Here is a 23,730-nt window from a genome sequence, read left to right on the forward strand (position 1 = left end):
CCCTTGGTGTCACCCCACGGTCATGTCATCGATCTGCCATGAAAGCCGTCAGGCAACCGCCGATCAGCCCTGTGCGTCGTCGTGCGCGTGGTGGTAGCGCACGGCTTCGGCCACTTCCTCGCGCGAACCCAGGAACACCGGCACGCGCTGGTGCAGGTGGTCGGGCTGGATGTCGAGGATGCGCTCACGGCCCGTCGAGGCGGCACCGCCGGCCTGTTCGACCAGCAGGCCCATCGGGTTGGCCTCGTACATCAGGCGCAGCTTGCCGGCCTTGGACGGATCCTTCTTGTCCCACGGGTAGATGAAGATGCCCCCGCGGGTCAGGATGCGATGCACGTCGGCCACCATGCTGGCGATCCAGCGCATGTTGAAGTTCTTGCCGCGCGCGCCTTCCTTGCCCGCCAGCAGGTCGCTGACGTAGGCCTGCATCGGCGCTTCCCAGTGACGCTGGTTGGACATGTTGATGGCGAATTCCTGGGTGGCCGCCGGAATCTGCATGTTCCCGGTGGTCAGCACGAACTCGCCCTTCTCGCGGTCCAGAGTGAAGGCGTGGGTGCCATGGCCGACGGTCAGCACCAGCTGGGTGCTGGGCCCGTAGATGCAGTAGCCGGCGGCGATCTGCTTGCTGCCCGGCTGCAGGAACGCGTCATCGCCCGGCAGTTCGACATTGGTCGGGCAGCGCAGCACGGAGAAGATGGTGCCGACGGAGACGTTGACGTCGATGTTGGAGCTGCCGTCGAGGGGATCGAACAGCAGCAGGAAATCACCGCGCGGATAGATGTCCGGCACCGGCTGGCTGTGGTCCATTTCCTCCGAGGCGCAGGCGGCGAGGTGGCCACCCCAGGCGTTGGCTTCAAGCAGGATCTCGTTGCTGATGACGTCCAGCTTCTTCTGCGCTTCACCCTGCACGTTGCCGGTACCGGCATCGCCGAGCACGCCACCGAGGGCGCCCTTGCTGACGGCGATGGAGATGCTGGTGCAGGCGCGGGCCACCACGGCGATCAGCTGGCGCAGGTCGGCATTGATGCGGCCGGCGTGCTGTTCCTGGATCAGGAAGCGGGTCAACGAAGTACGGGACATGGGCGGGCAGGTCTCGGCAGCGGGAAAACGCCTATTGTCGCCCGTATGGCGGGGGCGTGCGTGAGCGCGGGAAGGCGTAATCGTTTCCAGATGCGTTGCGCTCGTGGCGCCTTCCTTTTGTCGAGGCTCGCGGGAGGGGAAGGCGATGCAGGACACGCTGCAAGTACGTCCCTGTAAGCTCGATGGCGCCATCCATGGCGCCAACGGTCCTGCATCGCCTCCCCCTCCCGCGAGCGTCAGGGTTCGCCGCGAGCGCGGTGGGGATGGCAAAGGCAAGAGCGGGAGCAAAAAACAAAGGCGCCTTTCGGCGCCTTTGTCCTCAAGCTACTGGAGCGTTGCTTCAGCCCTTGGCGACGGTGGCCACGGCCTTGGCGACGTATTCCAGGTTGTTCTGGTTCAGCGCGGCCACGCAGATGCGACCGGTGCCGACGGCGTAGATGCCGAACTCGTCGCGCAGGCGCTCGACCTGCTCACGGCTCAAGCCGGAGTAGGAGAACATGCCGGCCTGCTCGTTGATGAAGCCGAACTGCGGGGCACCTGCAGCGGCCAGCTTCTCGACCAGGCCCTGGCGCAGGGCATGGATGCGCTCGCGCATCTCGGTCAGCTCCTGCTCCCACATCGCGCGCAGTTCCGGGTTGGTCAGCACGCCGGCCACCAGCGCAGCACCGTGGGTGGATGGGCTGGAGTAGATGGTGCGGATCACGCGCTTGACCTGCGACTGCACGGCCTTGGCGTCAGCGGCGGTCGGCGCCACCATCGACAGCGCACCCACGCGCTCGCCATACAGCGAGAACGACTTGGAGTACGAGTTGGCGACGATGAAGCTGTCGATGCCGGCTTCGGCGATGATGCGCACCGCGGCGCCGTCCTGCTCGATGCCCTTGTCGAAGCCCTGGTAGGCCATGTCGATGAAGGGGAACAGCTGCTTGTCCTTCAGCAGCTGTGCGACCTGCTTCCACTGGGTGACCGTGAGGTCGGCACCGGTGGGGTTGTGGCAGCAGGCGTGCAGCAGCACCACGGTGCCGGCTTCCAGCTTACCCAGGTCCGCCAGCAGGCCGTCGAAGTTGACGCCGTGGGTGGTCGGATCGAAGTAGGTGTAATCCAGCACCTCGAAGCCGGCCGCGCTGAACACGGCGCGGTGGTTTTCCCAGCTCGGGTTGCTCAGCGCAACGGTGGCGTGCGGCAGCAGCTTCTTCAGCACGTCGGCGCCGACGCGCAGCGCACCGCTGCCACCAACGGTCTGTGCGGTGGTGACGCGGCCGGCGGCCAGCAGCGGCGAGTCCTTGCCGAACACCAGCTCACGCGTGGCCTGCGTGTACGCCGGCAGGCCATCGATCGGCAGGTAGCCGCGCGGTTTGGCTTCAGCGGCGAGCTGCTGCTCGATCTGCTTGACGGCGCGCAGCAGCGGAATGCGGCCGCTCTCGTCGTAGTAGATGCCCACACCCAGGTTGACCTTGGTCGGGCGGCTGTCGGCGTTGTACGCCTCGGTCAGGCCCAGGATCGGGTCGCCTGGGACCAGTTCCACGTTTGCAAAGAAGGACACGGCGGTACTCGTTCGGTAGACGGAAAGGGGGAGGAAGTGCGCTACGCGGTCTGCGGCGTTTCGGCCGGAAACAGCCCATCGTAACAAAGCCTGCCGGGGGCTGGCCGCCGCCATCGTCATCCACGGCCCCGTACCATGGCGTGCGTTGCCGCCCGACCCATCAACCTGAATCATGAAAACTGCCGCACGCCGCCGTAGCCTGCCGCTTTCCGCCCTGCTGCTGTCGCCCTGGGCGGTGATGGCCGCGCCTGCGCCCACCGCCCTGCCGGCGGTGCAGGTACAGGCTGCACGGGTGCCGGGCATCGACCCGTTCGCGCTGCCGGCCAGCCAGGACACGGTCTGGATCGATGCCAGCCGCGCTGGCACCGGCGCGCAGCTGTCCGAAGCGCTGGCTGGGGTACCCGGTCTGCTGGCGCGCGACCGGCAGAACTTCGCCCAGGACACCCAGCTGTCGATCCGTGGCTTCGGCGCGCGTTCGACCTTCGGGGTGCGCGGGGTACGGGTGTTGATCGACGGGGTCCCTGCAACCATGCCCGATGGCCAAGGCCAGCTGTCACATGCCAGCCTGCTTGGTGCCGAACGCATCGAGGTGCTGCGTGGGCCGTTTTCCGCGCTCTACGGCAATTCCTCCGGTGGCGTGCTGCAGGTCTGGAGCGAACAGGGCCAGGCCGGCGACCCGTGGCGGTTGCGGCTCAGCGCCGGTGCCGACAACACGCTGAGCGTCGGTGCACAGCTGAAGGGGGCCGGCCAAGTACTGGACTACAACATTGCCGCCAATCACTTCCGCACCGATGGCTGGCGCGATCACAGCCAGGCACGCCGTGAATCGCTCAACGCGCGCATCGGGGGCGAGCTGGGCGGCGGGCGGCTGGAGCTGTTGCTCAATGCGCTTGATGCACCGGATGCGCAGGACCCGCTGGGCCTGACCCGTGCCCAGGTGGCGGCTGATCCGCGCCAGGCCACGGCAGTCGCGCACCAGTACAACACCCGCAAATCGGTGCGCCAGCAGCAGGCCGGCCTGCGCTGGACACGTGAAACCGGGCCGCAGCGCTGGCAGCTGATGGGCTATGCTGGCCAGCGCGCGGTACGCCAATACCTGCCGATCCCACCGACCGCCCAGGCCAACCCCCTGCATGCCGGTGGGGTGATCGATCTGGAGGGCGGCTACGGCGGGTTGGACGCGCGCTGGGGCTGGCAGGGTGACCTTGCCGGCCGGCCGCTGGACCTGGTGGCCGGGCTCAGCGCCGACCGCCAGCGCCAGCATCGCACCGGCCATGAGAACTTCCTCGGCAGCGCCCTGGGCGTGCGTGGACGGCTGCGTCGTGACCAGATCGACGTCGTGCAGAACGTGGACCAGTTCGCCCAAGCCTGGTGGCAATGGAGCCCGCGCTGGTCGTTGCTGGCCGGCCTGCGCCACAGCACCGTGCGTTTCAACTCGGACGATCGCTACATCACCGCCCGCAACCCGGATGACAGTGGTCACCGGCGCTACCAGGCGACCACGCCGGCGGCCGGGATCAGCTTCGAAGCGAGCCCGCAGTGGCGGCTGCACGCGGCGGTGGGACGTGGCTTCGAAACGCCTACCTTCAACGAACTGGGCTATCGCGCCGACGGCCAGGCGGGATTGGCGCTGGATCTGGCGGCCGCCCGCAGCCGCAATCTGGAGATTGGAAGCAAGTGGCACGCGCAAGGCGGAGCCCAGCTCGATGTCAGCGTATTCCGCACAGATACCAACGATGAGCTGGCAGTTGCCAGCAATATCGGCGGGCGCAGCACCTATCGCAACATCGGCCGCACCCGCCGCCAGGGCATGGAACTGCAGTACCGGCAGCCGCTGGGCGAACAGCTGGAACTGCAGCTGGCATGGACCTGGCTGCAGGCTCAGGTGCGCTCGCCCTACCTGACCTCGAACACCTTGGTCGCCGCAGGCAGCCGCCTGCCCGGCGTGCCCCGCCAACAGGCCTTCGCACGCCTGCAGTGGAGCCCGGCTGAGTGGCAGTGGGCGCTGGAGGCTTCTGCCAGCAGCGATACCGTGGTCAACGACCTGGCCACCGAGCGCGCGCCGGGCTATGCGTTGCTGAACCTGGAAGCCGGCCGTCGCTGGACCCTGCCGGGTGGCGAGCTGCGCGCCTTCGCCCGGCTGGAGAACGTGCTGGACCAGGCCTACATCGGCTCGGTGATCGTCAATGACGGCAATGGTCGCTTCTACGAGCCGGGACCGGGACGGCGAGCAAACGTCGGCCTGCAGTGGTCGTGGCGTTGAAAGGGGTAGTGCCGGCCGCTGGCCGGCATCGCGCCGTGCACGACGTCAGGAGGTTGCCGGCCAGCGGCCGGCACTACCCGTAAATCGGGGGCCCTGCCCGGCATCGCGCCGCGCAGGGCGTCAGGAGGCTGCCGGCCAGCGGCCGGCACTACCGGTCAGTCGGGGGCCTTGGCCGGCACGAACGGCGAGGTCGGGTCGCTGGCAGGGAACGTCTCCTCCAGCGCCTCGTCCTGGTTGTCGCTGGCGCGCTGCTTGCGCTCGCGGCGCTTGAGCGGGCTCTCCTGGCCACCACGGTGGCGGTCACCGCCATCCTTGCGGTCTTGGGCCGCCTGTTCAGCCTCGTGCTTCACCGGCAGGTGGTCGTGCTCGGCATCGAAGAACGGCGCGCCGGTGCCGCGGTAGTCGGCGTTGTCGGCATCGCGCTTGCCGCGCTGCTCGCCGGGAATGGGCGGGTGGTTCTCCCGCAGCGGGTCTCGCGAGGTCTCTCGGCTCATGGTCTGGTACCTGCCCTTGGGGGGATTCCACTACACCGCCCCGCAGGTAAAGCCGTTGCGAACCTGGCGTCATGAACATCTCGCTCACCCCCCGGTAACGGCACCGCGCGTATTCCTGCCCACCCGCCCCCGCTGCAGGAGCCGGCCATGCCCCGTCTTGAACGACCCGCACCGTCCGTGTTCAACGCCCTGCTCGATCCACTCGGCCAGCGCACTGCCCAGCGCCGCACGCGCCGCCAGGAAGATCCGCAGGCGGTGGCGCAGGACTACCTGCAGTACATGATCAGCGACTACGAGGAGAGGCGTGGCCAAAGCCACCGCAACTGGCGCGATCTGTGCCCGGTATATGCCTTCGCGCTGACGACCCATGCCGCGGATTGGCCACGCGGTGATGCTGCCGATACCTGCGAGGAACTGGCCGAGCATTGGGAACAGATGCGCGGGCAGTCGCGGCTGGGCTGGTCGCAGGCACGCCCGGTCGTGGAGGACGCCTGGCGCGCGCTGGACCATATCCCGGCGGCGGCGGTGAGGCCGTTGCTGCAATAATGCCGGCCGCCGGCCGGCAACCCCGGGAAACTACAGGCCGCGAGTTCCGCCGGCCAGTGCCCGGCACTACCGTTTTCCGTAGAACCCGCGTGCACGGTATCGACACGGGTGGTTTACACCGCCCATCCGAAGCTGGATGCCCTGCTCCGCCAAAGGTATGCCCATGGCCCGCCCGATCTGGACTGGCACGCTCTCGTTCGGCCTGCTCAATGTGCCGGTGTCACTGATGTCCGGAGAGCGCAAGGTCGATCTGCAGTTCCGCATGCTCGACTCCCGCGACCGCAAGCCGATCCGCTTTGAGCGGGTCAACGCCGATACGGGCGAGGAAGTTCCCTGGAAGGACATCGTCAAGGCCTACGAGTACGACAAGGGCAGCTATGTCGTGCTGGAGGAAGGCGATATCCGTTCGGCGGCACCAGAAAGCCACGAGGCCGTAGAAGTGGAATCGTTCGTGGATGCATCGCAGATCGATCCGCGCTACTACGAGAAACCGTATCTGCTGGTGCCCGGCAAGAAGGCCGAGAAAGGCTATGTGCTGCTGCGCGAGACCCTGCGCAGCACCGGCAAGGTCGGTATCGCGCGGGTGGTCGTGCGCACACGCGAGTACCTGTGCGCGGTGATGCCGCATGAGGACGCACTGGTGCTGATGATCCTGCGCTATCCACAGGAACTGGTGGATCCGGAGGAGTACAAGCTGCCCACCGGCAAGCTGTCCGACTACCGCATCACCAGCAAGGAAACGGCGATGGCCGAACAGCTGATCGAGTCGATGGCCGGCGACTGGGATCCGTCGCAGTATCACGATGAATTCCGCGAGCGCCTGCAGCAGGTGTTGAACAAGCGCATCAAGTCCAAGGGGGGTACCACGCGGGTCGACGATGAGCCTGCACCGCGCGAGGACGCCAGCACCAATGTGGTCGATTTCATGGCGCTGCTGCAGAAGAGCCTGGATGCCAACAAGCGCACGCCAGCGAAAAAGACGGCAACGCGGAAAGCAGCCACCAAATCCACGGTAAAGAAGGCAGCCAAGAAGGCTGCGAAGAAAGCTGCAAAGAAGACCGCTGCACGCCGCAAGGCAGGTTGAGCATGTCGTTGGAGCAGTACCGGCGAGAGCGCCGACCTGGCGGCGGCGCAGGGCAGACGCCGGCGCCTGACGACACGCCCGCGCAGGGTGATCCGACGCGGCGGCCTACCTGCGCCAGGCTGGTTTCAAGCGGCTGCGCAGCGACACGCCGAAGGAGGACCTTGGAATGAACATCGCAGATACCGAAGCTGGAGGCGAGGTCCAGATTACTCATCCGGAGCGGGTGGTTTTTCCAAAGCAGAAGCTGACCAAGGGCGCCGTGGCCGACTACTACCAGCGCATGGCGCGCTGGATCCTGCCGGAAATCAGCGCGCGTCCGCTGTCACTACTGCGCTGCCCGGACGGCGTCGGCAAGGCCTGCTTCTTCCAGAAGCACCATGGTGCCGGCCTGGGCGATGCTGTACATGCGGTGCCGCTGCAGCAGAAGAGCGGGCGCGAGGATTACGTTTACATCGACGACGCACGGGGCCTGCTGCAGCTGGTGCAGATGAACACCCTGGAGTTGCATCCCTGGGGTGCAACCGTCGCCGACCCCGAGCATCCGGATCGGCTGGTGTTCGATCTTGACCCTGGAGAAGGCGTCAGCTGGGCACAGGTGAAGGCCGCTGCGCGTGACGTCCGTGACCGCCTGCAGGAGGCCGGCCTGAAGAGCTTCGTGCGGTTGTCCGGTGGCAAGGGGGTGCACGTTGTGGTGCCGCTGAAGCCCAGGGCCGACTGGGAACAGGCCAGGGTGTTCTGCGAGGCATTTGCCCGGGCGATGGCGGAGCGCGCGCCGGACCACTACGTGGCGACCATGAGCAAGGCCAAGCGTGGCGGCGTCATCTTCATCGACTGGCTGCGCAATACGCGGGGCGCCACCAGCGTGTGCTCGTGGTCGCTGCGTGCGCGTGAAAGTGCCGGTGTGGCGGTACCGCTGCGCTGGGAGGAACTGGCACGCGTCGGTGCGGCCGATGCGTTTTCGATGGCCAAGGCGCTGGCGCGCGCGAAGCGGCTGAAAGCGGATCCGTGGCAGGGCATCAATGCGTTGAAGCAGACGCTGCCGCGGATGGACCTGTAGAGCCGAGCCTATGCTCGGCTGCCTGTGTAAATGTGCATGAAAGCCGAGCACAGGCTCGGCTCTACAGGGGCGGCATCACCTTGCATCGCGCGAGGGACGACGGCCAAACCACCAGCCGGCCAGCAATTGCAGCGGCAGCGACGCCAGCAGCGAAATGACGAACCAGAGCGGGAAATCCGCACCCGCCGTCCACATGGCGTAGCCACAGCCCAGCGCGACCAGCGACCAGATCGAGAAGCCGTGCGAACGCGGCCAGCAGGGCGCGTAGTAGGTGGCAAAGGCGATACCCGCGATGCCACCGAGCACGCTGAAGGCCAGGTCCCAGCCCAGCTGCGCGCTGTTGTTGTCCGGCGGCATGCCCAGCAGCGGCGGCAGCCAGCTGGCGACGCTGCTCACCAGCGCAAGTGAAAGTACACCGCCGAGCAGGGCAACGATGGACAGGAACAGGATCTTGAGCACGCCGGGCATGCGCGTATTGTACGGCTGCCACAGAGTGCCCGCGTTGCCGGCCAGCGGCCGGCACTACCGATGGATCGGCATGGCCGCCGCGTCCGTGGGAGAGGGGGACGGAGCGGCGGCGGCCATGCACGGAGGGTCAGGCGGCGAAGTCCAGTACGACGCGGCCTTCGATGGTGCCCGCGTGCATGCGTGCGAACACGTCGTTGATGTTTTCCAGGCGATCGGTGCTGACGGTGGCGGCGACCTTGCCCTCGGCAGCGAACTGCAGCGATTCCTGCAGATCCAGGCGGGTGCCGACGATCGAGCCGCGTACGGTGATGCCGTTGAGCACCATGCCGAAGATATCCAGCGGGAAGTTGCCGGGCGGCAGGCCATTGAGCGAGACAGTGCCGCCGCGGCGGACCATGCCCAGTGCCTGCTCGAACGCCTTCGGCGACACCGCGGTGACCAGTGCACCGTGTGCGCCACCGATCTCCCTCTTCAGGAAGGCGGCCGGGTCGGTGGTACGCGCGTTGACGGTGACCTGCGCGCCGAGCTTCCGCGCCAGCGCCAGCTTGTTGTCATCCACGTCCACCGCCGCCACGTTCAGGCCCATTGCGCGGGCGTACTGCACGGCCATGTGGCCCAGGCCACCGATGCCGGAGATCGCCACCCAGTCACCGGGCCTGGTGTCGGTGACCTTCAGGCCCTTGTAGACGGTCACGCCGGCGCACAGCACCGGCGCGATCTCCACGAAGCCCACGTCCTTTGGAAGCAGGCCGACATAGTTGGCATCGGCCAGTGCGTACTCGGCGAAGCCGCCGTTGACCGAGTAACCGGTGTTGCGCTGCGTTTCGCACAGCGTTTCCCAGCCCCCCAGGCAGTGTTCGCAATGGCCACACGCCGAGTACAACCAGGGGATGCCGACCCTGTCGCCTTCCCTGACGTGCCCGACCCCGCCACCCACGGCCACGACGTGCCCCACGCCCTCGTGACCGGGGATGAACGGCGGGTTCGGTTTGACCGGCCAGTCGCCCTCGGCGGCGTGCAGGTCGGTGTGGCAGACACCACAGGCCTCGATCCTGACCAGTACCTCGCCCGCCCCCGGGCGTGGTACCGAGACTTCCTCGATGACCAGTGGCTTGCCGAACTCACGCACGACAGCGGCCTTCATGGTGGAATTCATGTTCGGATCTCCGTAGTGCGCTTGCCCACAGAATGACGCCGGCACGAGGCCGGCGCTTTGATCACGATCAAACCTTTGAAGATCCGTGCGCCGGGTTCAGCTGGCCAGCACCGAGGCCTCGCGGGCGAGGCGCTCGATGGCCTCCCAGTCGCGGGTCTGCAGCAGTGCCGGCGTGGTCAACCACGAGCCACCCACGCACAGCACGTTGGGCAGGTGCAGGAACTGCGGCGCGGTCTGCGCGCTGATGCCACCGGTCGGGCAGAAGCGCACGTCGGCGAATGGACCGTGCCAGGCCGCCAGCAGCGCGGCGCCGCCGGCCTGCACGGCGGGAAAGAACTTGAACGTGTCTTGGCCGTGCTCCAGGCCCAGGATCAGGTCCGAGGCCGTGGCCGCACCGGGCAGGTACGGCAGGTCGGCATCGTGCGCGGCCGCGTACAGTGCCGGCGTGGCGCCGGGGGACACCGCGAAACGCGCTCCGGCCTGCTTCGCCGCCTGCATCTGCGCCGGGGTAAGCACGGTGCCGGCACCGATCACCGCGTCCGGTACGGCCTCGACCATGGCCGTGATCGCGTCCAGCGCCTGCGGCGTGCGCAGGGTCACTTCGATCACCGGCAGGCCGCCGCGGAACAGGGCCTGGGCCACTTCGACCGCGTCATTCACGTCTTCGGGGGTGTACACCGGAATCACCGGTGCCAGTTTCAGGACCGCGCGTACGCGCGGATCAGCGGCGGACATCGAATCGCTCCTCGCCCATCAGGGCCAGCACGTCAGCTTCGCTGACAGGATTGAAATCGCCGGGGATGGAGTGCTTCAGCGCCCCGGCGGCCAGGCCGAACCGCACGGTGGCGTCGGCATCAAGGCCGGACAGGATGCCATGCAGGATGCCGGCCGCGAAGGCATCACCGCCACCGATGCGGTCGACGATGCCCTGCAGATGACGCAGTGGGGCCTGTGCGCGGGTTCCGTCGCAACCCAGCAGCACAGCGCCCAGCACATGGTGGTCCACGCTCAGCACCTGCCGCTGCGTGCAGGCCATCCACTGCAGTTGCGGAAAGGCACCGAACGCGGCGGCAGCGGCCGCGTCGATCCGCTCCATCAGGTCCGGCTGGGTGAAGCGGGTGCCCAGTACGACCTCCATGTCGCGGTAGTCGGCGAACACGATGTCGGCCTGCGCGAACAGTTCGCGCAATACCGCCTGCGCATCGCCTCCCCAGCGCTGCCAGAGGCGGGGCCGGAAATTGCCGTCGAAGGAGACGCGGACACCGGCCTGTCTTGCCGCGCGCGCCGCCGCCAGCGTGGCCGCCGCCACGTGCGGGCCCAACGCCGGGCTGACCCCGGAGACGTGCAGCCACTGCGCGTCCTGCAGCAGCGCTGGCCAGTCGTAGTCGGCTGCAGTGCTGCGCGCGAACGCCGAATCCGCGCGGTCGTAGACCACTTCGCTCGCGCGCTGTACCGCGCCGGTGGTGAGGAAGTACAGGCCCATGCGGCCCTCGGCGTCCTCGCGCACACCGCGCGTATCCACGCCGTGCCGCCGCAGTTCACCCAGTACATGCGCCCCCAGCGCATTGCCGGCCACGGTGCTGACCATGGCCACCTGATGTCCAAGCCGGGACAGCGAGACACCCACGTTGGCTTCGGCCCCTCCCACATGGACCTGGAGTTGCGGCGACTGCAGCAGCAGTTCGTTGCCGGGGGCACCCAGGCGCAGCAACAACTCTCCAAAACACACGATACGACCCATCTCAGCTCCTTCACGCGTGCCACCAGCATGGGACACTGCATGGCGTGTAAGTGGACCACGCGAGGGGCGTGGCGATTGGCTAGCGGTGTCATTCTAGACCGAAGACGCCTTGAGAGCGCTTGGGCGATATGTCGAAACCTTTGTCCTGCAAGCGTCTTGGAGACATTGCAAATCTGTTGCGGTGCAAGATGCCCGATCCCGGTGGTGCTGCTAACGTCGGTTTTGACTAGCGGTGTCATTTCGCCGCGCAGCTGCGATACCAGACCTTTGGGAGAGGGGAAAGGCATGCAATCTCGGATCCATGGAAAAAAGACACCGGTTACCTTGCTGGCCCTGGGGGTGGGACTCGCCCTGTCCACCAGCGCGGCCGCCCAGCAGCAGACCGCTACCGACCTGGACACGGTGAACGTCACAGGCTATCGCGCCAGTGTCGAAAAGGCGCTGGACATCAAGCGCGGCGAGGCCGGCGTGGTCGATGCCATCGTCGCCGAAGACATCGGCAAGTTTCCCGACCTCAATCTGGCTGAATCGCTGCAGCGCATTCCGGGCGTGGTGATCACACGCGAAGCCGGCGAAGGCCGCAACATCTCGGTGCGCGGCCTGGGCCCGGATTTCACCCGCGTGCGCATCAATGGGATGGAAGCGCTGACCACCGTCGGCGCCGGTGACCAGAGCGGTGGTACCAACCGCGGCCGCGGTTTCGACTTCAACGTGTTTGCCTCGGACCTGTTCTCGCAGCTGGTGGTGCGCAAGACCGCCTCGGCCGACGTCGAGGAAGGCTCGCTGGGTGCCACTGTCGACCTGCGCACCGCGCGCCCGTTCGACTACGACGGCTTCACCTTCGCCGCAAGCGGCCAGGCCGGCTACAACCAGATGGCCGAAAAGGCCGACCCGCGGCTGGCCGCGCTGGTCTCCAACACCTTCGCCGATGGTACCTTCGGCGCCCTCCTGTCGGTGGCCTACTCCGAGCGCCAGGCACTGGAGGAAGGCTCCAACACCGGCCGCTGGGCCAACGGCCCGAGCAATGGCAACTTCGCTGCGTCATCGCCGTTCGCCGCCGCACGCGCCGCTGATGTATTCCACCCGCGCTTCCCGCGCTACGTGCAGATGGAACACGAGCAGAAGCGCCTGGGCGTGACCGGCTCGCTGCAGTGGAAGCCCAGCGATGCCAGTGAAGTATCGCTGGACATGCTGTACTCGAAGATCGATGCCACCCGCGACGAGCAGTACATCGAAGCGATTTCCTTCAGCCGTGGCAGCAGCAGCACCCCGCGCCTGGTCGGCAAGCCGAGCACCATCGTCAGGAACGGCGAGATCCGCAACGGCGCGCTGCTGTACGGTGAATTCGACAACGTCGACATCCGTACCGAGAACCGCCACGACGAGTGGAGCACCGAGTTCAAGCAGATCAGCCTGAACGGCCAGCACCGTTTCGGCGACGACTTCACCGTGTCCGGCAAGCTGGGCATCTCGCGCTCCAGGCACGAGAATCCAGTGCAGACCACCGTCATCATGGACAAGTACGACGTCAAGGGCTACAGCTACGACTACCGTGGCAACAGCCGCTTCCCGATCCTCAACTACGGCATCGACCCGACCGACCCCAACGGTTGGGAACTGGCGGAAATCCGCCTGCGCCCGCAGTACGTGGACAACGACTTCGATACCGGCCAGATCGACTTCAACTGGAACATCAGCCCAGGCTTCCGCCTGAAGGGCGGCGTGCTTGCCAAGGACTACACGTTCAAGACCACCGAACTGCGCCGTGCCAGCGAACTGGCCGTGCCGACCTTCGCCAGCGGCAGCAGGATCGTGCCCGTGGACATGATCAACCAGGCCGGCCTGAAGGGCATCAATGGCAATCCGTCCAACTGGGTGGTGCCGAACCTGGATGCAATCGCCGACCAGTTCGACATCTACAGCAACAGCGGCATCTATGCCGTCGCGCCGCGCGCCAACAACGTGCGCAGCGTGGAAGAGAAGGACCGTGGTGCCTACCTGATGGGCGAGTTCAGCACCGAAATCGGCTCGCTGCCGCTGTCGGGCAACTTCGGCGTGCGCTACGTGCGCACCAGGCAGACCTCCACCGGGCTGTCGACGCTGGCCAGTGGTACCACCTCCACCACCGCCACCCGCACCTACGATGACACCCTGCCCTCGTTCAACCTGGTGGCCGAGGTCACGCCCGATTTCCTGATCCGCCTGGGTGCGGCCAAGGTCATGACCCGCCCGGGCCTGGGCAGCCTGACGCCAGGTGCAACCGTGGCCGTGGCCGGTGGTGCGCGCACCATCTCCAGCGGCAATCCCAACCTGGACCCGACGCGCGCCACCAATGTCGACCTGGGCTTCGAGTGGTACTTCGCCGAAGGCGCGATGGCGGGCCTGGGCCTGTTCTACAAGGACATCGAGACCTCGGTCCAGACCCTGCGCGAGAACCGCCCGTACACCGACAGCGGCCTGCCTGCCGAACTGCTGACCGGTACCGGCGCCTCGCCCACCGACGACTTCACCTTCACCCGGCCAGTCAATACCCCCGGCGGTGAGCTGTACGGCGCCGAGGCGAACTACACCCAGCCCTTCACTTTCCTGCCGGGCAAGTGGTCGAACCTGGGCGTGCAGCTGAACTACACCTGGGTCGAATCGAAGATCCAGTACATCAACTCGGCTGGCCAGCCGGTGATGAAGAACGATCTGCTGGGCCTGTCCAAATCGTCATGGAACGCAACGCTGTTCTACGAAGGCGAGACCTTCGCTGGCCGCGTCTCCGCCACCAACCGCGATGACTACCTCACCCAGGTGCCCGGTCAGGAAACCGGCTTCAACCTGGACGGCTACCACGGCATGACCGGCACCACGGTCATTGATGCGTCCATCCGCTACAAGATCAGCGACCAGCTGGAACTGAGCCTGGAAGGCATCAACCTGACCAACGAAGCCTCGGATGAATGGGTGTACTCGCCCGCCACCGGCCGCCTGCCACTCCAGTACACCGAAACCGGCCGCCAGTTCCTGCTGGGCGTGCGCTACAAGTTCTGAGCAACGCCGGCGGCGCGTACCGATACGCGCCGCGGTTCGCCATGACCGCTGCTGCGCCGCAAGGTGCCGCTGCGGCGTGGCCTTGCTACGGTCCGGCGGCCCGCCGCCGGCCGTCGCCCGTTGAAAGGAAATGTCTCCATGCCGCACCGCACGACCGTGTCCCGCTGCCTGCTGCTGGCAGTGGCCCTGGCTGCAGGCCCCGCGACGGCCGCCGCCGATGTCCCCACCCTGCTCTTCCATGTGGATGCCAATCACGGCCTGCAGGCCGTGACCGCTCACGGTGAGGCGGTAGCGAACTTTCGCGACAAGGTCGCGGTGGTCGACGACGGCGAGCATGGCAAGGCCATCCAATGGGAAGACGACGGCGTGCTTGCCTGGGACGCGCCGGGCAACGTCCTGGCCCAGCGCGGCACGCTGGCCTTCGACTGGCGTTCACGCTACGCGGTGGGTGAAGCGCCGTTCGTGATCTTCCGCGTCGGCTAAGCCGACCACAGCAGCTGGGACATGGCCTGGCTGCGCATCGACTGGAACGGGCACGGCTTCGATGCCTTCGTCACCGATGCCAACCTGGCACGCACACGCGTGTCGTTCCGCATGGATGCACTGCCGCGTCCCGACCAGTGGTTGCACCTGGCCTTCGCCTGGGATGAGGACCACGGCGTGCGCCTGTTCATCGATGGCCGCGAAGTGGCGCGCGCGCAGGCCACCGGCAATTACGATGCCGCGCTGGACCAGCTCGGCCTTGCCGGGCGGGTAATGGCACCGTACCAGGTGCAGAGTCGCTACAACTTCCTGCGTGGGAGCGATTTCCAGCACATCCGGGTCTACGACCGCATGCTGGATGCGCCGGCGGTGGCAACGCTGGCGCGCGGCCGCGAGCCAGCCAGCGCCGTGGCGATCGGCGATGGCACGCGCGCCTGGCGCCACCGCTTCGGCTGGGAAGGGGCTGCACCCCCAGCGTTGGCGGCCGGCGGCACCCGCATCCGCAAGATCGAATTCGCCGACACCCGCGACCTGAAGGCGTGGATGTGGAAGGCCACCGATGGCATCGCCGAAACCACCTGGCCGGGCGTGTACAACCGCTCGCGCCTGCCCGGCCGCAATGACTACTTCCAGCTTCCGGACTGGAACACCTATGTGGAAGGCGGCCAGCACCTGGACCTGACCCTGCCGGCCACCGAAACGGTGAACCGGGTGGAGATCCGTGGTGCGGCCTTCGGCACCCTTTCCCACGGGCCCGACGCCGAACATGCCACCGACGTGCTGGTCACGCGCCCGCGCGGCGTGGTGCGCAGCGTCGACGACATTGCCGCGCAGCGCGGCGGCGTGCTGCGTTTCAGCAACGTCGAGCAGGAAACACCGATCCAGGAAATCTGGGCCTACCACGTGAGCAAGGGCACCGAGCCGGAAGGCACGGTGAAGCAGACCTACATCATCGACAGCCGGGCGCTGCCCGACTACACCAACCTGGACGCATTGCGCCGCTACATCGACGGACGTTTCCCGGCCGCCGAACGCAGCACGGTGATGGCGCTGCCGAAGGGCGCCGGTTCCCGCCGCCGGGATGCCGGCACCCTGCCCGCACATCCGCAGCCGATCGTGCACGTGCTGATTCCTTCCGGGGTGGGTGACGCGCCGGCCAACCAGCCGCTGATCCGCAGCTGGGCCTACAGCTGGGAGAACATGCACGACGGCCTGGACGGCGTGGCCATCGACCTTCCCGCGCTGGACCTGCCGCCCACCCACGATGGACTGATCCCGCTGAACATCCGCATCAAGGATCCGATCTGGCCGGCGCGCGACATGATCGATGTATCGGTGTCGGTGCCGCCACGGCAGGCGCGCACGCTGTGGCTGGACCTGCGCGATCGCATCCTCACCCCGGACAGCCTGTGGCTGAGCATCGCCTCGGCCGCACCAGGCTTCGATGCCGATGCCCTCGACGGTGCGCAGGTCCGGCTGGTGTTCAAGCCGCGTGCCGACGCGCTGAAGGAGCACGTGGCCGACCGCTTCAATCAGGTCCGCGACAACTGGGGCTTCCTGGTGGAAGAGCACACCACGTCCAAGCGCCAGCGCCTGTACGCGCGCGTGTACGCGGACCTGAGCGACCTGCTGCGGGTGGATCCGGACCATGAACTCGGCCGCCTGTACTGGAACTACATCAGCTACAACAGCCAGGGCCGCCCGCCCTACACGGCGCCTGCCGTGCCCAGGGGCGTGCCGGCGTGGGCATTCAACCAGGTGCAGGACCTGGCGCAGGTGCGGCAGTTCGTCGACTGGTGGATCGACGAACGGCAGGTGGCCTACGGTGACTTCGGTGGTGGCATTTCGGACGATTCCGACCTGACCCAGCAGTGGCCGGGGCTGGCCCTGATGGGCGTGCAGCCGGATCGATTGAACGCCTCGCTGACCGCGCTGTCCGACGCGGTGTACCGCAACGGCATGTTCAGCAACGGCTTGAGTACCATCGAGACCGACGAGCTGCATTCCTATGAGGAAGGCATCAACACCAACAGCGCCATGCTCTACCTCAACTGGGGCGATCCGCTGACGCTGGAACGCCTGATGGAAACGGTGAAGGCCTTCGACGAGCGCATCATCCTGCGCAACCCGCAGGGCCACCTGCTGTTCTCCAGCAACTGGTTCGGTGGCAACAAGGTCTACCGCGAACCGAACTGGCAGTGGCAGAAGCCGTATTCGTTCCCGGTGCTGCACCCGGCGTTCCTGCTGGGCCAGTACAACGCCGATCCCACCGGCCGCGGGCTGGTGATCGGCCTGGCCGATGGCTATCTGGCCCACGCAGGCAAGGACGACAAGGGACGCTTCACCCTGCCCAACGAGATCAACTGGGCCAGCGGTGCCACCCGCGGCGGCGAGTTGAACAACGGCTCCGGCAGTGGCGACACGATGCACACCTTCTGGGCGGCGTGGCGCTGGAGCGGCGATGCGAAGTACCTGCAGGCACTGGACTACCGCGTGGCCCGTGGCGGCCCGGGCGCACTGGCCAACCTGGGCGAGAACGTCGTGGACGTACTGGGCCGGCAACAGGACTGGTATCCGCTGCTGCGCGCCGAGGCCGACGCGGGAAAAACCGGCTTCGCCAGCCTGATGGCCTGGCAGGCCAGCGGCGACAGGTCATACATCGCCGCCCTGCATGCCGACGGCCTGCAGGCGAAAGTGCAGCGCGCGTACATGAACACCGAGGGCCACTGGTGGTCCGACCGCGTGGAAGCGCCCAGTGAATTCCTCCAGCGCGCACGCCTGGGTGGGATCGCGCTGAAGCGCAACCAGAGTTGGCCCGGCCACACCGTCAGCTGGCGCTTCGACCGCGATGGAGCGGCCGAACAGGTCGCCCTGCTGGTGCATGCGCCGTCGCGTGAACGTTTCACCGTTACCAGCTACAACCTGGGCACGCGCACCATCGGCGCCGACATGACCGGCTGGAACGTGGCCAGCGGGACCTGGCGGATACGCAGCGGCGTGGATGCCGATGGCGATGGCCACATCGACGGCACGCCCGCCGAACGCCGCGTACAGCTGGAAACCAGCGCTTCGGTGGCGCTGCAGTTCCGTCCCGGGCGTACCGAGGTGTTCGAGTTCGAACGCGTGTCCGAGGGAACGCCGGTGGAAACACGGCCGGACCTGGGCGTGGGTCGCGGCGACGTACGCATCGACGGCAGCCAGCTGCAGGTGACCGTGCACAGCCTGGGCCATGTCGGCACCGGCGTGGCCGTAGCAATGCTGGAAGACGCGCGCGGTCGCGAGATCGCCCGCACGGACGTGCCGGCGCTGGGGGCACCCAGTGACCTGCAGCCGAAGACCGTGCAGGTCTGGCTGCCGTTGCCGGCCGGTGACCGCAGCGGCCTGCGCGTGCGCGTGGCGCTGGCCGACGGTGGCGAGGAAGTGACCCGGCTCAACAACGTGGTCGGCGTGCCGCGATGATGCCTGCATTACGCCGCGCGTGATCCGGCGTGGGTCAGGACGCATCGGTCTCCAGCCGTTTCATCCGGCGCTGGTACCAGCCATCATCCAACGGCTCGAACACCGCGCTGCGTTCCATCACGCCCTCGTAGACATGCAGCGACACGGCCACGTCCGCGTCGCTGGCGTTGCACAGCGTGTGGTACTCGTGCGGCGGAATCAGGCTGCCGGCACTACCGCGGTGCCCGTACAGCGTGGGCTGGGCGGCAAAGCGATGACGTTCGCCATCCTGTTCAATCAGCGCATAGGGAGTGACGATCAGTTCGCCCTGCCAGACGCCTTCCACGCACCACATCGCATCGTGGTCGTGCAGCGGCGTGCCCTGGCCCGGGCCCCAGCACATGGCGATGACGCTGTAGCCCAGGGTCGGGCTGCGGTGCAGTTCACGGCGTGCGTAATGCCCTTCGACCGGGCGCCGCACGCAGGGGGGCAGCTGGATGGACGGATCGACGATGGCCTCGCGCAGCACCTGCTGCAGCGCACCGGTGATGGCCTCCGGCGTGCCCAGCATCACCGCGGCATCGATCGCAGCGAACAGCCGCTCCCGGCCGGTGAATGACGGTGGCAAGGACATCGTTCCCATGCCCCGACTCTAGCCGAGAGGGGTTAACAGAATGTTTGCACCGCGGTGTCATCACTGCGTGCCGCGCTGCACGAACGGTACTTTTGCATACAGCGCACGTTCGCCGGCACGAGGATCGTCCACCACGCCGCTCTGGCGATCAAACAGCATGGTCTGCCGCCGGGGCAGCGCGTAGGCGGGCCATTGCGGCATTCCGCGATGATTGGGGTCGCCGTTGCGCGCGAAGGCGATCAGTGCGTCGCTCATTGTCGCCGCCAGCGTGTGCGCGTCCGCGCCGCCACCGGTGCGTGCGCCGGGCAGGCCGGCGTTGTCGAACACCAGCGGGATGTCCAGCGTGTGGAAGGCGCGCAGCCGGCCTTGCTCCACCGGTGAGCCCCAGTCCAGCTGGTAGGCCCAGGTGGGCGCGGCCCCGCTGGGCTGGCGCGCACGCGCTTCCAGCTCCTCCACTGCGCCGCGCCAGGAACGTCCTGCGGTAGTGGCCGCGAAGAACACCTCCGAAGGCGTGTAATGCGGGTACAGGCGCCGGTACTCGGCGATCACCGTCTGCGGCAGCAGATCCACGAACTGCTGGCGTTGCAGCTGTGCCGGCAGCGTCTCCCAGGTCAAGGTGAAGTTGGCCGGATCGTTGCCGAGGAAGGCACGGGTCTCGTCGCGCGTATTGCCGATGACCATCGGAATGCTGGCCGACTGCCGCGGCGCCTGCGGCCAGAACGGATGCACCGGAAGGGAGACTTCGTCCAGTACCGGCCCGAAGTACAGCGACGTGCTTTCCACCCGCGATGGATCGCGGGCACGGGTGGCTGCAAGCAGATCCGTGGCCGGGAGCCGCAGCAGGGCAGACAGGTCCTTTGCACCCACTGCCTCCATTGCGATGGCAGCGCGCTGCGCGGCGGCACGCGGGCCGGCCGCGGTGACCTGCTGCCCGCTCATCGTCCACGCGCGCTGGAACAGGCCGCGTGCCGCCGGCATCGCCATCAGCGTGGCGATCTTGGCGCCGCCCCCGGACTGGCCGAACACGGTGATGTTTCCAGCGTCACCGCCGAAGATCGCCGCGTGCTCGCGCACCCACTGCAGCGCCTGTACCAGGTCGAGCTGGCCGACATTTCCCGACGCGGCGTAGCGTGCGTCGCCAAGTGCGCCCAGGTACAGGTAACCGAAGGTGTTCAGCCGATGATTGAGGGTCACCACCACCACATCGCCGCGGCGGCACAGCGCACTGCCGTCGTACAGCGGATCGCTGCCGGAGCCGTTGTTGAACCCACCCCCGTGTATGTAGACCAGCACCGGGCGGCGGCCGCCATCCCCCAGTGCGGGGGTCCAGACGTTGAGGAACAGGCAGTCTTCGCTGCCGGGGCCTTCCGCGCCGCCCTGCGGTGCGGCCGCGCCATAGTCCAGTGCATCGGCGATCCCGTTCCATGCCGCTTCCCGGCGTGGTGGCTGGAAGCGATGGGTGCCGGTATCGGCGCCGTAGCGCACGCCGCGGAATACCAGCACGCCTTGTTCATGCTGGCCGCGCAGGCGCCCCCCGCGCACGCGGACGATCGGCAGGCGTTCGTCGCGTGCACCGGGCATCGCCGCTGCCGGCAGTGCCACCAGCGTGGCCGTGGCCAGCGCCCAGCGCGCGCTGTCGCGCAGGAAACGGCGGCGCTGCAGATCGTCGGGTGCTCCCGTCATCGGCTGCGCTCCGCATCCTTTCCTGCTGTCAGCCATGCCTGCGCCAGCGCTGGCCACTGCGCCAGGGTGGAGCCGGGCTGCAGGCGCATGCCGAAGCCGTGGCCACCATGGGCGAACACATGCAGTTCGTGCTCGACGCCCGCCCTGGCCAGCGCCTGCGCCATCACCTCGCTGTTGTGCACGCTGACCACGCGATCGTCGTTGGCATGGATCAGCATCGTCGGCGGCATGTCCGCACGCACGTGCTCCTGCACCGAGTACTGCGTCGCCAATGCGGGGTCAGGGCGCTCGCCCAGCAATCGCCCGCGCGAACCACTGTGCGCATGCGCGCCCATGTCGATGACCGGGTAGACCAGCACCGCCCGTGCCGGGCGCGCGCTCAGCTGATCGATCGCATCGCGTGCGGGATAGACCGGCGCATCGAAGCCGGTGGCCAGCCGCGCAGCCACGTGGCCGCCGGCGGAAAAGCCCATGACCGCCACATTGTCCGCCTCCAGGCCGCGGCGCGCGGCCTGGTCGCGCACGACCCGCAGCGCACGCTGGGCATCGGCCAGCGCCGCCTGGCGGTCCCTGCCCGGCTGCGGCAGGCGGTAGCGAAGCACGAACAGGGTGAAGCCTGCCCGCTGCACCCAGTCCGGCACCAGCGCGCTGCCCTCCTTGTCGATTACCACCCGCTGGTAGCCGCCGCCCGGAATGACCAGCACCGCCTGCCCGTTCGGACGTGGCGGCGCGTGCACGATCATGTATGGCGCATCGATCCCGTCCACGAACCGGTCCGGATGGGCCGGATCGGGGCTGCGCTCAACCACCCGCGCCTTCCGTGCCGGAGCGCTCTGGCCAGGTACCTGGCCGTCCGGCCACAGCGGCAGGCGTTCGCCCGCCACCTCCCCGGCAAGCCGCTGGCCGTCGCGCAGCGGGACGTCGCTGGCACGTGCCGGGGCAAGCGTCAACAGAACGCACAGGAACAGCACAAGAGGGGGCAGACGCATGGCGGACCGGGCTCCAGCGAGGGGTGGGCAGCGTGCCGCAGGCGCCCCGGAAGCGGGTGTGATGCGCTGCGGCTTGCGTGATGACACCGGTTTACCATATACACCTCCTGCAGACGCTGTCGATGGGCAGTGCAACAACGCAGAGGGAGACCGTTCTTGAGCAACGAACACGGCACACAGGGGCAGAGGCCGGCGCCGGACGGTGCAGCCGCCATCGCCCGCGCCTTCACCGATGCACGCCGCGCAGGCAAGGCCCTGCCCGCGTTCCCCGGAGAGATCCCCGTCGATCTGGTGGCTGCCTACCACGTGCAGGACCAGGCCATTGGCCTGTGGAGCGATACGGTGGTCGGCTGGAAGGTGGGTTACATCGCTGCCGAGCGCCGCGACGGCTCCGGCGATGAGCGCCTGCTGGGGCCGATCTTCAAACGTCAGCTCTGGAATGATACCGGTGGAACAACCGACATCCCGGTCTTCGTCGGGGGCTTCGGCGCAGTCGAAGCAGAGTACGTGCTGGAGCTGTTGGAGGACGCGCCGGCCGGACAGCTGGACTGGTCCCCGGAACAGGCCGAAGCGCTGCCTGCGCGCCTCTATATCGGCGTGGAAGTGGCCAGCAGCCCGCTGGCCACCATCAACGAACTTGGTCCGCGCGTGGTGGTGTCCGACTTTGGCAACAACAACGGCCTGGTGCTGGGCCCGGAGATCGTCGACTGGACCGCACGCGACGAAAACTCGCTGCGTGCCGAGACACTGATCGAAGGTGAGGTGGTCGGCACCGGTGGCGCCACCCGCCTGCCCGGTGGCCTGCGCGCGGCCTATGCCTTTGCGCTGTCCCGTTCGGCCCTGCGTGGCCGGCCGCTGCGCAAGGGCGACCTGATCGCCACCGGCAATGCCACCGGCATCCACGATATCGAGGCAGGACAAACGGCGCTGGTGCGCTTTGCCGGCTTCGGTGACATTGCCTGCCGGGCCGTGCCCGCGGGATGACCGCGGGGCTGCCCTGGTGAACACGCGCGGGAGGGCGCAGATGATCACACGACGTAACTTCCTGGCCGGTGGCGCTGCTGCCCTGGCCACCCCGATGCTCGCCGCCTGTGGCCGCGGGCCGGGCGGCGATATGGCCGGTGGCGCGCTGCTGACCGCCACCGACGTGCATGTGGCCGACTACCCTACCGTCACCGCGGTGAAGTGGATCGGCGAAACGCTGCAGCGCGAAACCAACGGTCGCCTGCGCCTGCGCCAGTACCACTCCGGCCAGCTGGGCCGCGAATCCGAGGCGATCGACATGGCGCGCTTCGGTGCCATCGATATCACCCGCGTGTATGCCGGTGCGCTGAACAATGCCTTTCCGCTGACCCAGGCGCTGTGCCTGCCCTACGTGTTCACGTCGGTGGCGCACCAGCGTGCCGCGCTGGATGACGGCGTGGCCGAAGCCGTGCTGCGCGGCTTCCAGGGCCGCGGCCTGGTCGGCCTGGCGATCTACGATTCCGGTGCACGCTGCTTCTACAACACCAAGCACCCCATCGTATCGCCCAAGGACCTGCACGGCCTGAAGCTGCGCGTCGCCTCATCGGACATCTTCATCCAGCTGATGCGCCTGCTCGGCGCCAACCCGACGCCGATGTCGCTGGGCGACACGTTCTCCGGGATGGAAACCCACATGATCGACGGCGCCGAGAACAACATGCGCAGCTTCCATTCCAGCCGCCACTTCGAAGCGGCGCACTACTGGTCGCAGAGCGACCATTCGTACGCGCCGGATGTGTTGCTGATGTCGCGCGCCAGTTTCGAACGCCTGTCGCCTGACGACCGCCAGCTGCTGCTGCAGACCGCGCGCGCGTCGGTGAAGGTGATGCGCGAGCAGTGGGATGCGTCGGAGGACGCCGCACGCCGCGCCGTGCTGGCCTATGGGGTGAAAGCCAACGAGGTGGACATGCCCGCCTTCCGCACCGCCGCCCAGCCGCTGCTGCAGCAGTACCTGCAGCAGCCGGAGATCGCCGCGCTGGTCGACCGCATCCGCGCCGCCTGAGGACACTGC

Annotated in this window: 16 protein-coding genes and 2 pseudogenes; 8 read left to right on the forward strand and 10 right to left on the reverse strand. The window is 67.5% G+C overall.

Annotation, left to right across the window (positions count from 1 at the left end; genetic code table 11):
• Nucleotides 1-63: 63 nt before the first annotated feature.
• Together ROV95_RS03140 and ROV95_RS03145 are read right to left on the reverse strand one after the other, a co-directional pair.
• Complete coding sequence (locus ROV95_RS03140; RefSeq protein WP_155028727.1) at nucleotides 64-1,080, reverse strand: class 1 fructose-bisphosphatase; 1,017 nt, start codon at nucleotides 1,078-1,080, stop codon at nucleotides 64-66.
• A gap of 340 nt (nucleotides 1,081-1,420) precedes the next feature.
• Nucleotides 1,421-2,623: an amino acid aminotransferase gene (locus ROV95_RS03145; RefSeq protein WP_099588736.1), complete on the reverse strand. Its 1,203-nt coding sequence runs from the start codon at nucleotides 2,621-2,623 to the stop codon at nucleotides 1,421-1,423.
• A 172-nt stretch (nucleotides 2,624-2,795) separates the two neighbouring features.
• Here ROV95_RS03145 and ROV95_RS03150 point away from each other — a divergent pair, with 172 nt between their 5' ends.
• Nucleotides 2,796-4,886: a TonB-dependent receptor gene (locus ROV95_RS03150; protein ID WP_312542939.1), complete on the forward strand. Its 2,091-nt coding sequence runs from the start codon at nucleotides 2,796-2,798 to the stop codon at nucleotides 4,884-4,886.
• A gap of 155 nt (nucleotides 4,887-5,041) precedes the next feature.
• Here ROV95_RS03150 and ROV95_RS03155 read toward each other — a convergent pair whose 3' ends face one another.
• Nucleotides 5,042-5,380, reverse strand: a complete 339-nt coding sequence (locus ROV95_RS03155; RefSeq protein ID WP_005411772.1) for a hypothetical protein — start codon at nucleotides 5,378-5,380, stop codon at nucleotides 5,042-5,044.
• A gap of 147 nt (nucleotides 5,381-5,527) precedes the next feature.
• Here ROV95_RS03155 and ROV95_RS03160 point away from each other — a divergent pair, with 147 nt between their 5' ends.
• The 3 genes and pseudogenes from ROV95_RS03160 to ligD all read left to right on the forward strand — a co-directional run.
• The gene (locus tag ROV95_RS03160) at nucleotides 5,528-5,926 is read left to right on the forward strand and encodes a hypothetical protein (RefSeq protein ID WP_021204615.1); all 399 of its coding nucleotides are present in this window, start codon (nucleotides 5,528-5,530) and stop codon (nucleotides 5,924-5,926) included.
• Nucleotides 5,927-6,089: 163 nt separating this feature from the next.
• Nucleotides 6,090-7,010, forward strand: coding sequence for a Ku protein (locus ROV95_RS03165; protein ID WP_021204616.1), 921 nt, complete (start codon nucleotides 6,090-6,092; stop codon nucleotides 7,008-7,010).
• A gap of 109 nt (nucleotides 7,011-7,119) precedes the next feature.
• Nucleotides 7,120-8,067 (forward strand): annotated as a pseudogene (ligD, locus tag ROV95_RS03170) (non-homologous end-joining DNA ligase); the annotation flags it as partial.
• 75 nt (nucleotides 8,068-8,142) lie between these two features.
• On the opposite strand, the gene ROV95_RS03175 reads toward ligD, so the two are convergent.
• The 4 genes from ROV95_RS03175 to ROV95_RS03190 all read right to left on the reverse strand — a co-directional run bounded on the left by ROV95_RS03175 (nucleotide 8,143) and on the right by ROV95_RS03190 (nucleotide 11,432).
• Nucleotides 8,143-8,535 (reverse strand): hypothetical protein, encoded by a 393-nt coding sequence (locus ROV95_RS03175; RefSeq protein ID WP_180877408.1) that lies wholly within the window; start codon nucleotides 8,533-8,535, stop codon nucleotides 8,143-8,145.
• Between the two features lie 127 nt (nucleotides 8,536-8,662).
• The gene (gene adhP / locus ROV95_RS03180; RefSeq protein ID WP_164145001.1) at nucleotides 8,663-9,691 is read right to left on the reverse strand and encodes an alcohol dehydrogenase AdhP; all 1,029 of its coding nucleotides are present in this window, start codon (nucleotides 9,689-9,691) and stop codon (nucleotides 8,663-8,665) included.
• Between the two features lie 96 nt (nucleotides 9,692-9,787).
• Nucleotides 9,788-10,426 (reverse strand): bifunctional 4-hydroxy-2-oxoglutarate aldolase/2-dehydro-3-deoxy-phosphogluconate aldolase, encoded by a 639-nt coding sequence (gene eda, locus ROV95_RS03185; protein ID WP_155028731.1) that lies wholly within the window; start codon nucleotides 10,424-10,426, stop codon nucleotides 9,788-9,790.
• Entirely contained in the window at nucleotides 10,413-11,432 is a 1,020-nt protein-coding gene (locus tag ROV95_RS03190) for a sugar kinase (protein WP_026346897.1), read from the reverse strand. Before ROV95_RS03190 ends, eda begins: the two co-directional genes overlap by 14 nt.
• A gap of 285 nt (nucleotides 11,433-11,717) precedes the next feature.
• Here ROV95_RS03190 and ROV95_RS03195 point away from each other — a divergent pair, with 285 nt between their 5' ends.
• On the forward strand, nucleotides 11,718-14,468 hold the full coding sequence (locus ROV95_RS03195) for a TonB-dependent receptor (RefSeq protein WP_029550752.1): 2,751 nt from the start codon (nucleotides 11,718-11,720) through the stop codon (nucleotides 14,466-14,468).
• A gap of 138 nt (nucleotides 14,469-14,606) precedes the next feature.
• Nucleotides 14,607-18,410 (forward strand): annotated as a pseudogene (locus ROV95_RS03200) (LamG-like jellyroll fold domain-containing protein).
• Between the two features lie 34 nt (nucleotides 18,411-18,444).
• On the opposite strand, the gene ROV95_RS03205 reads toward ROV95_RS03200, so the two are convergent.
• Genes ROV95_RS03205 through ROV95_RS03215 form a run of 3 tightly spaced genes read right to left on the reverse strand, consistent with a single transcriptional unit; the run spans nucleotide 18,445 to nucleotide 21,677 of the window.
• Nucleotides 18,445-19,032 (reverse strand): cysteine dioxygenase family protein, encoded by a 588-nt coding sequence (locus ROV95_RS03205; protein WP_312542948.1) that lies wholly within the window; start codon nucleotides 19,030-19,032, stop codon nucleotides 18,445-18,447.
• A 51-nt stretch (nucleotides 19,033-19,083) separates the two neighbouring features.
• Entirely contained in the window at nucleotides 19,084-20,706 is a 1,623-nt protein-coding gene (locus ROV95_RS03210) for a carboxylesterase family protein (RefSeq protein ID WP_155028735.1), read from the reverse strand.
• Entirely contained in the window at nucleotides 20,703-21,677 is a 975-nt protein-coding gene (locus ROV95_RS03215) for an alpha/beta hydrolase (RefSeq protein ID WP_308305331.1), read from the reverse strand. Before ROV95_RS03215 ends, ROV95_RS03210 begins: the two co-directional genes overlap by 4 nt.
• 174 nt (nucleotides 21,678-21,851) lie before the next feature.
• Here ROV95_RS03215 and ROV95_RS03220 point away from each other — a divergent pair, with 174 nt between their 5' ends.
• Nucleotides 21,852-22,679, forward strand: a complete 828-nt coding sequence (locus ROV95_RS03220) for a hypothetical protein (RefSeq protein WP_019337392.1) — start codon at nucleotides 21,852-21,854, stop codon at nucleotides 22,677-22,679.
• Nucleotides 22,680-22,719: 40 nt separating this feature from the next.
• Nucleotides 22,720-23,721 (forward strand): TRAP transporter substrate-binding protein, encoded by a 1,002-nt coding sequence (locus ROV95_RS03225; RefSeq protein ID WP_021204623.1) that lies wholly within the window; start codon nucleotides 22,720-22,722, stop codon nucleotides 23,719-23,721.
• Nucleotides 23,722-23,730 lie beyond the last annotated feature (9 nt).

The organism is Stenotrophomonas maltophilia group sp. msm1 (genome assembly GCF_032025805.1).
GTDB lineage: Bacteria > Pseudomonadota > Gammaproteobacteria > Xanthomonadales > Xanthomonadaceae > Stenotrophomonas > Stenotrophomonas hibiscicola.

Coding starts and splice junctions, on each gene's coding strand:
- ROV95_RS03140 (WP_155028727.1), bottom strand. CDS start 1,080: ATGTCCCGTACTTCGTTGACCCGCTTCCTGATCCAGGAACAGCACGCC.
- ROV95_RS03150 (WP_312542939.1), top strand. CDS start 2,796: ATGAAAACTGCCGCACGCCGCCGTAGCCTGCCGCTTTCCGCCCTGCTG.
- ROV95_RS03155 (WP_005411772.1), bottom strand. CDS start 5,380: ATGAGCCGAGAGACCTCGCGAGACCCGCTGCGGGAGAACCACCCGCCC.
- ROV95_RS03160 (WP_021204615.1), top strand. CDS start 5,528: ATGCCCCGTCTTGAACGACCCGCACCGTCCGTGTTCAACGCCCTGCTC.
- ROV95_RS03165 (WP_021204616.1), top strand. CDS start 6,090: ATGGCCCGCCCGATCTGGACTGGCACGCTCTCGTTCGGCCTGCTCAAT.
- ROV95_RS03175 (WP_180877408.1), bottom strand. CDS start 8,535: ATGCCCGGCGTGCTCAAGATCCTGTTCCTGTCCATCGTTGCCCTGCTC.
- adhP (WP_164145001.1), bottom strand. CDS start 9,691: ATGAATTCCACCATGAAGGCCGCTGTCGTGCGTGAGTTCGGCAAGCCA.
- eda (WP_155028731.1), bottom strand. CDS start 10,426: ATGTCCGCCGCTGATCCGCGCGTACGCGCGGTCCTGAAACTGGCACCG.
- ROV95_RS03190 (WP_026346897.1), bottom strand. CDS start 11,432: ATGGGTCGTATCGTGTGTTTTGGAGAGTTGTTGCTGCGCCTGGGTGCC.
- ROV95_RS03195 (WP_029550752.1), top strand. CDS start 11,718: ATGCAATCTCGGATCCATGGAAAAAAGACACCGGTTACCTTGCTGGCC.
- ROV95_RS03205 (WP_312542948.1), bottom strand. CDS start 19,032: ATGGGAACGATGTCCTTGCCACCGTCATTCACCGGCCGGGAGCGGCTG.
- ROV95_RS03210 (WP_155028735.1), bottom strand. CDS start 20,706: ATGACGGGAGCACCCGACGATCTGCAGCGCCGCCGTTTCCTGCGCGAC.
- ROV95_RS03225 (WP_021204623.1), top strand. CDS start 22,720: ATGATCACACGACGTAACTTCCTGGCCGGTGGCGCTGCTGCCCTGGCC.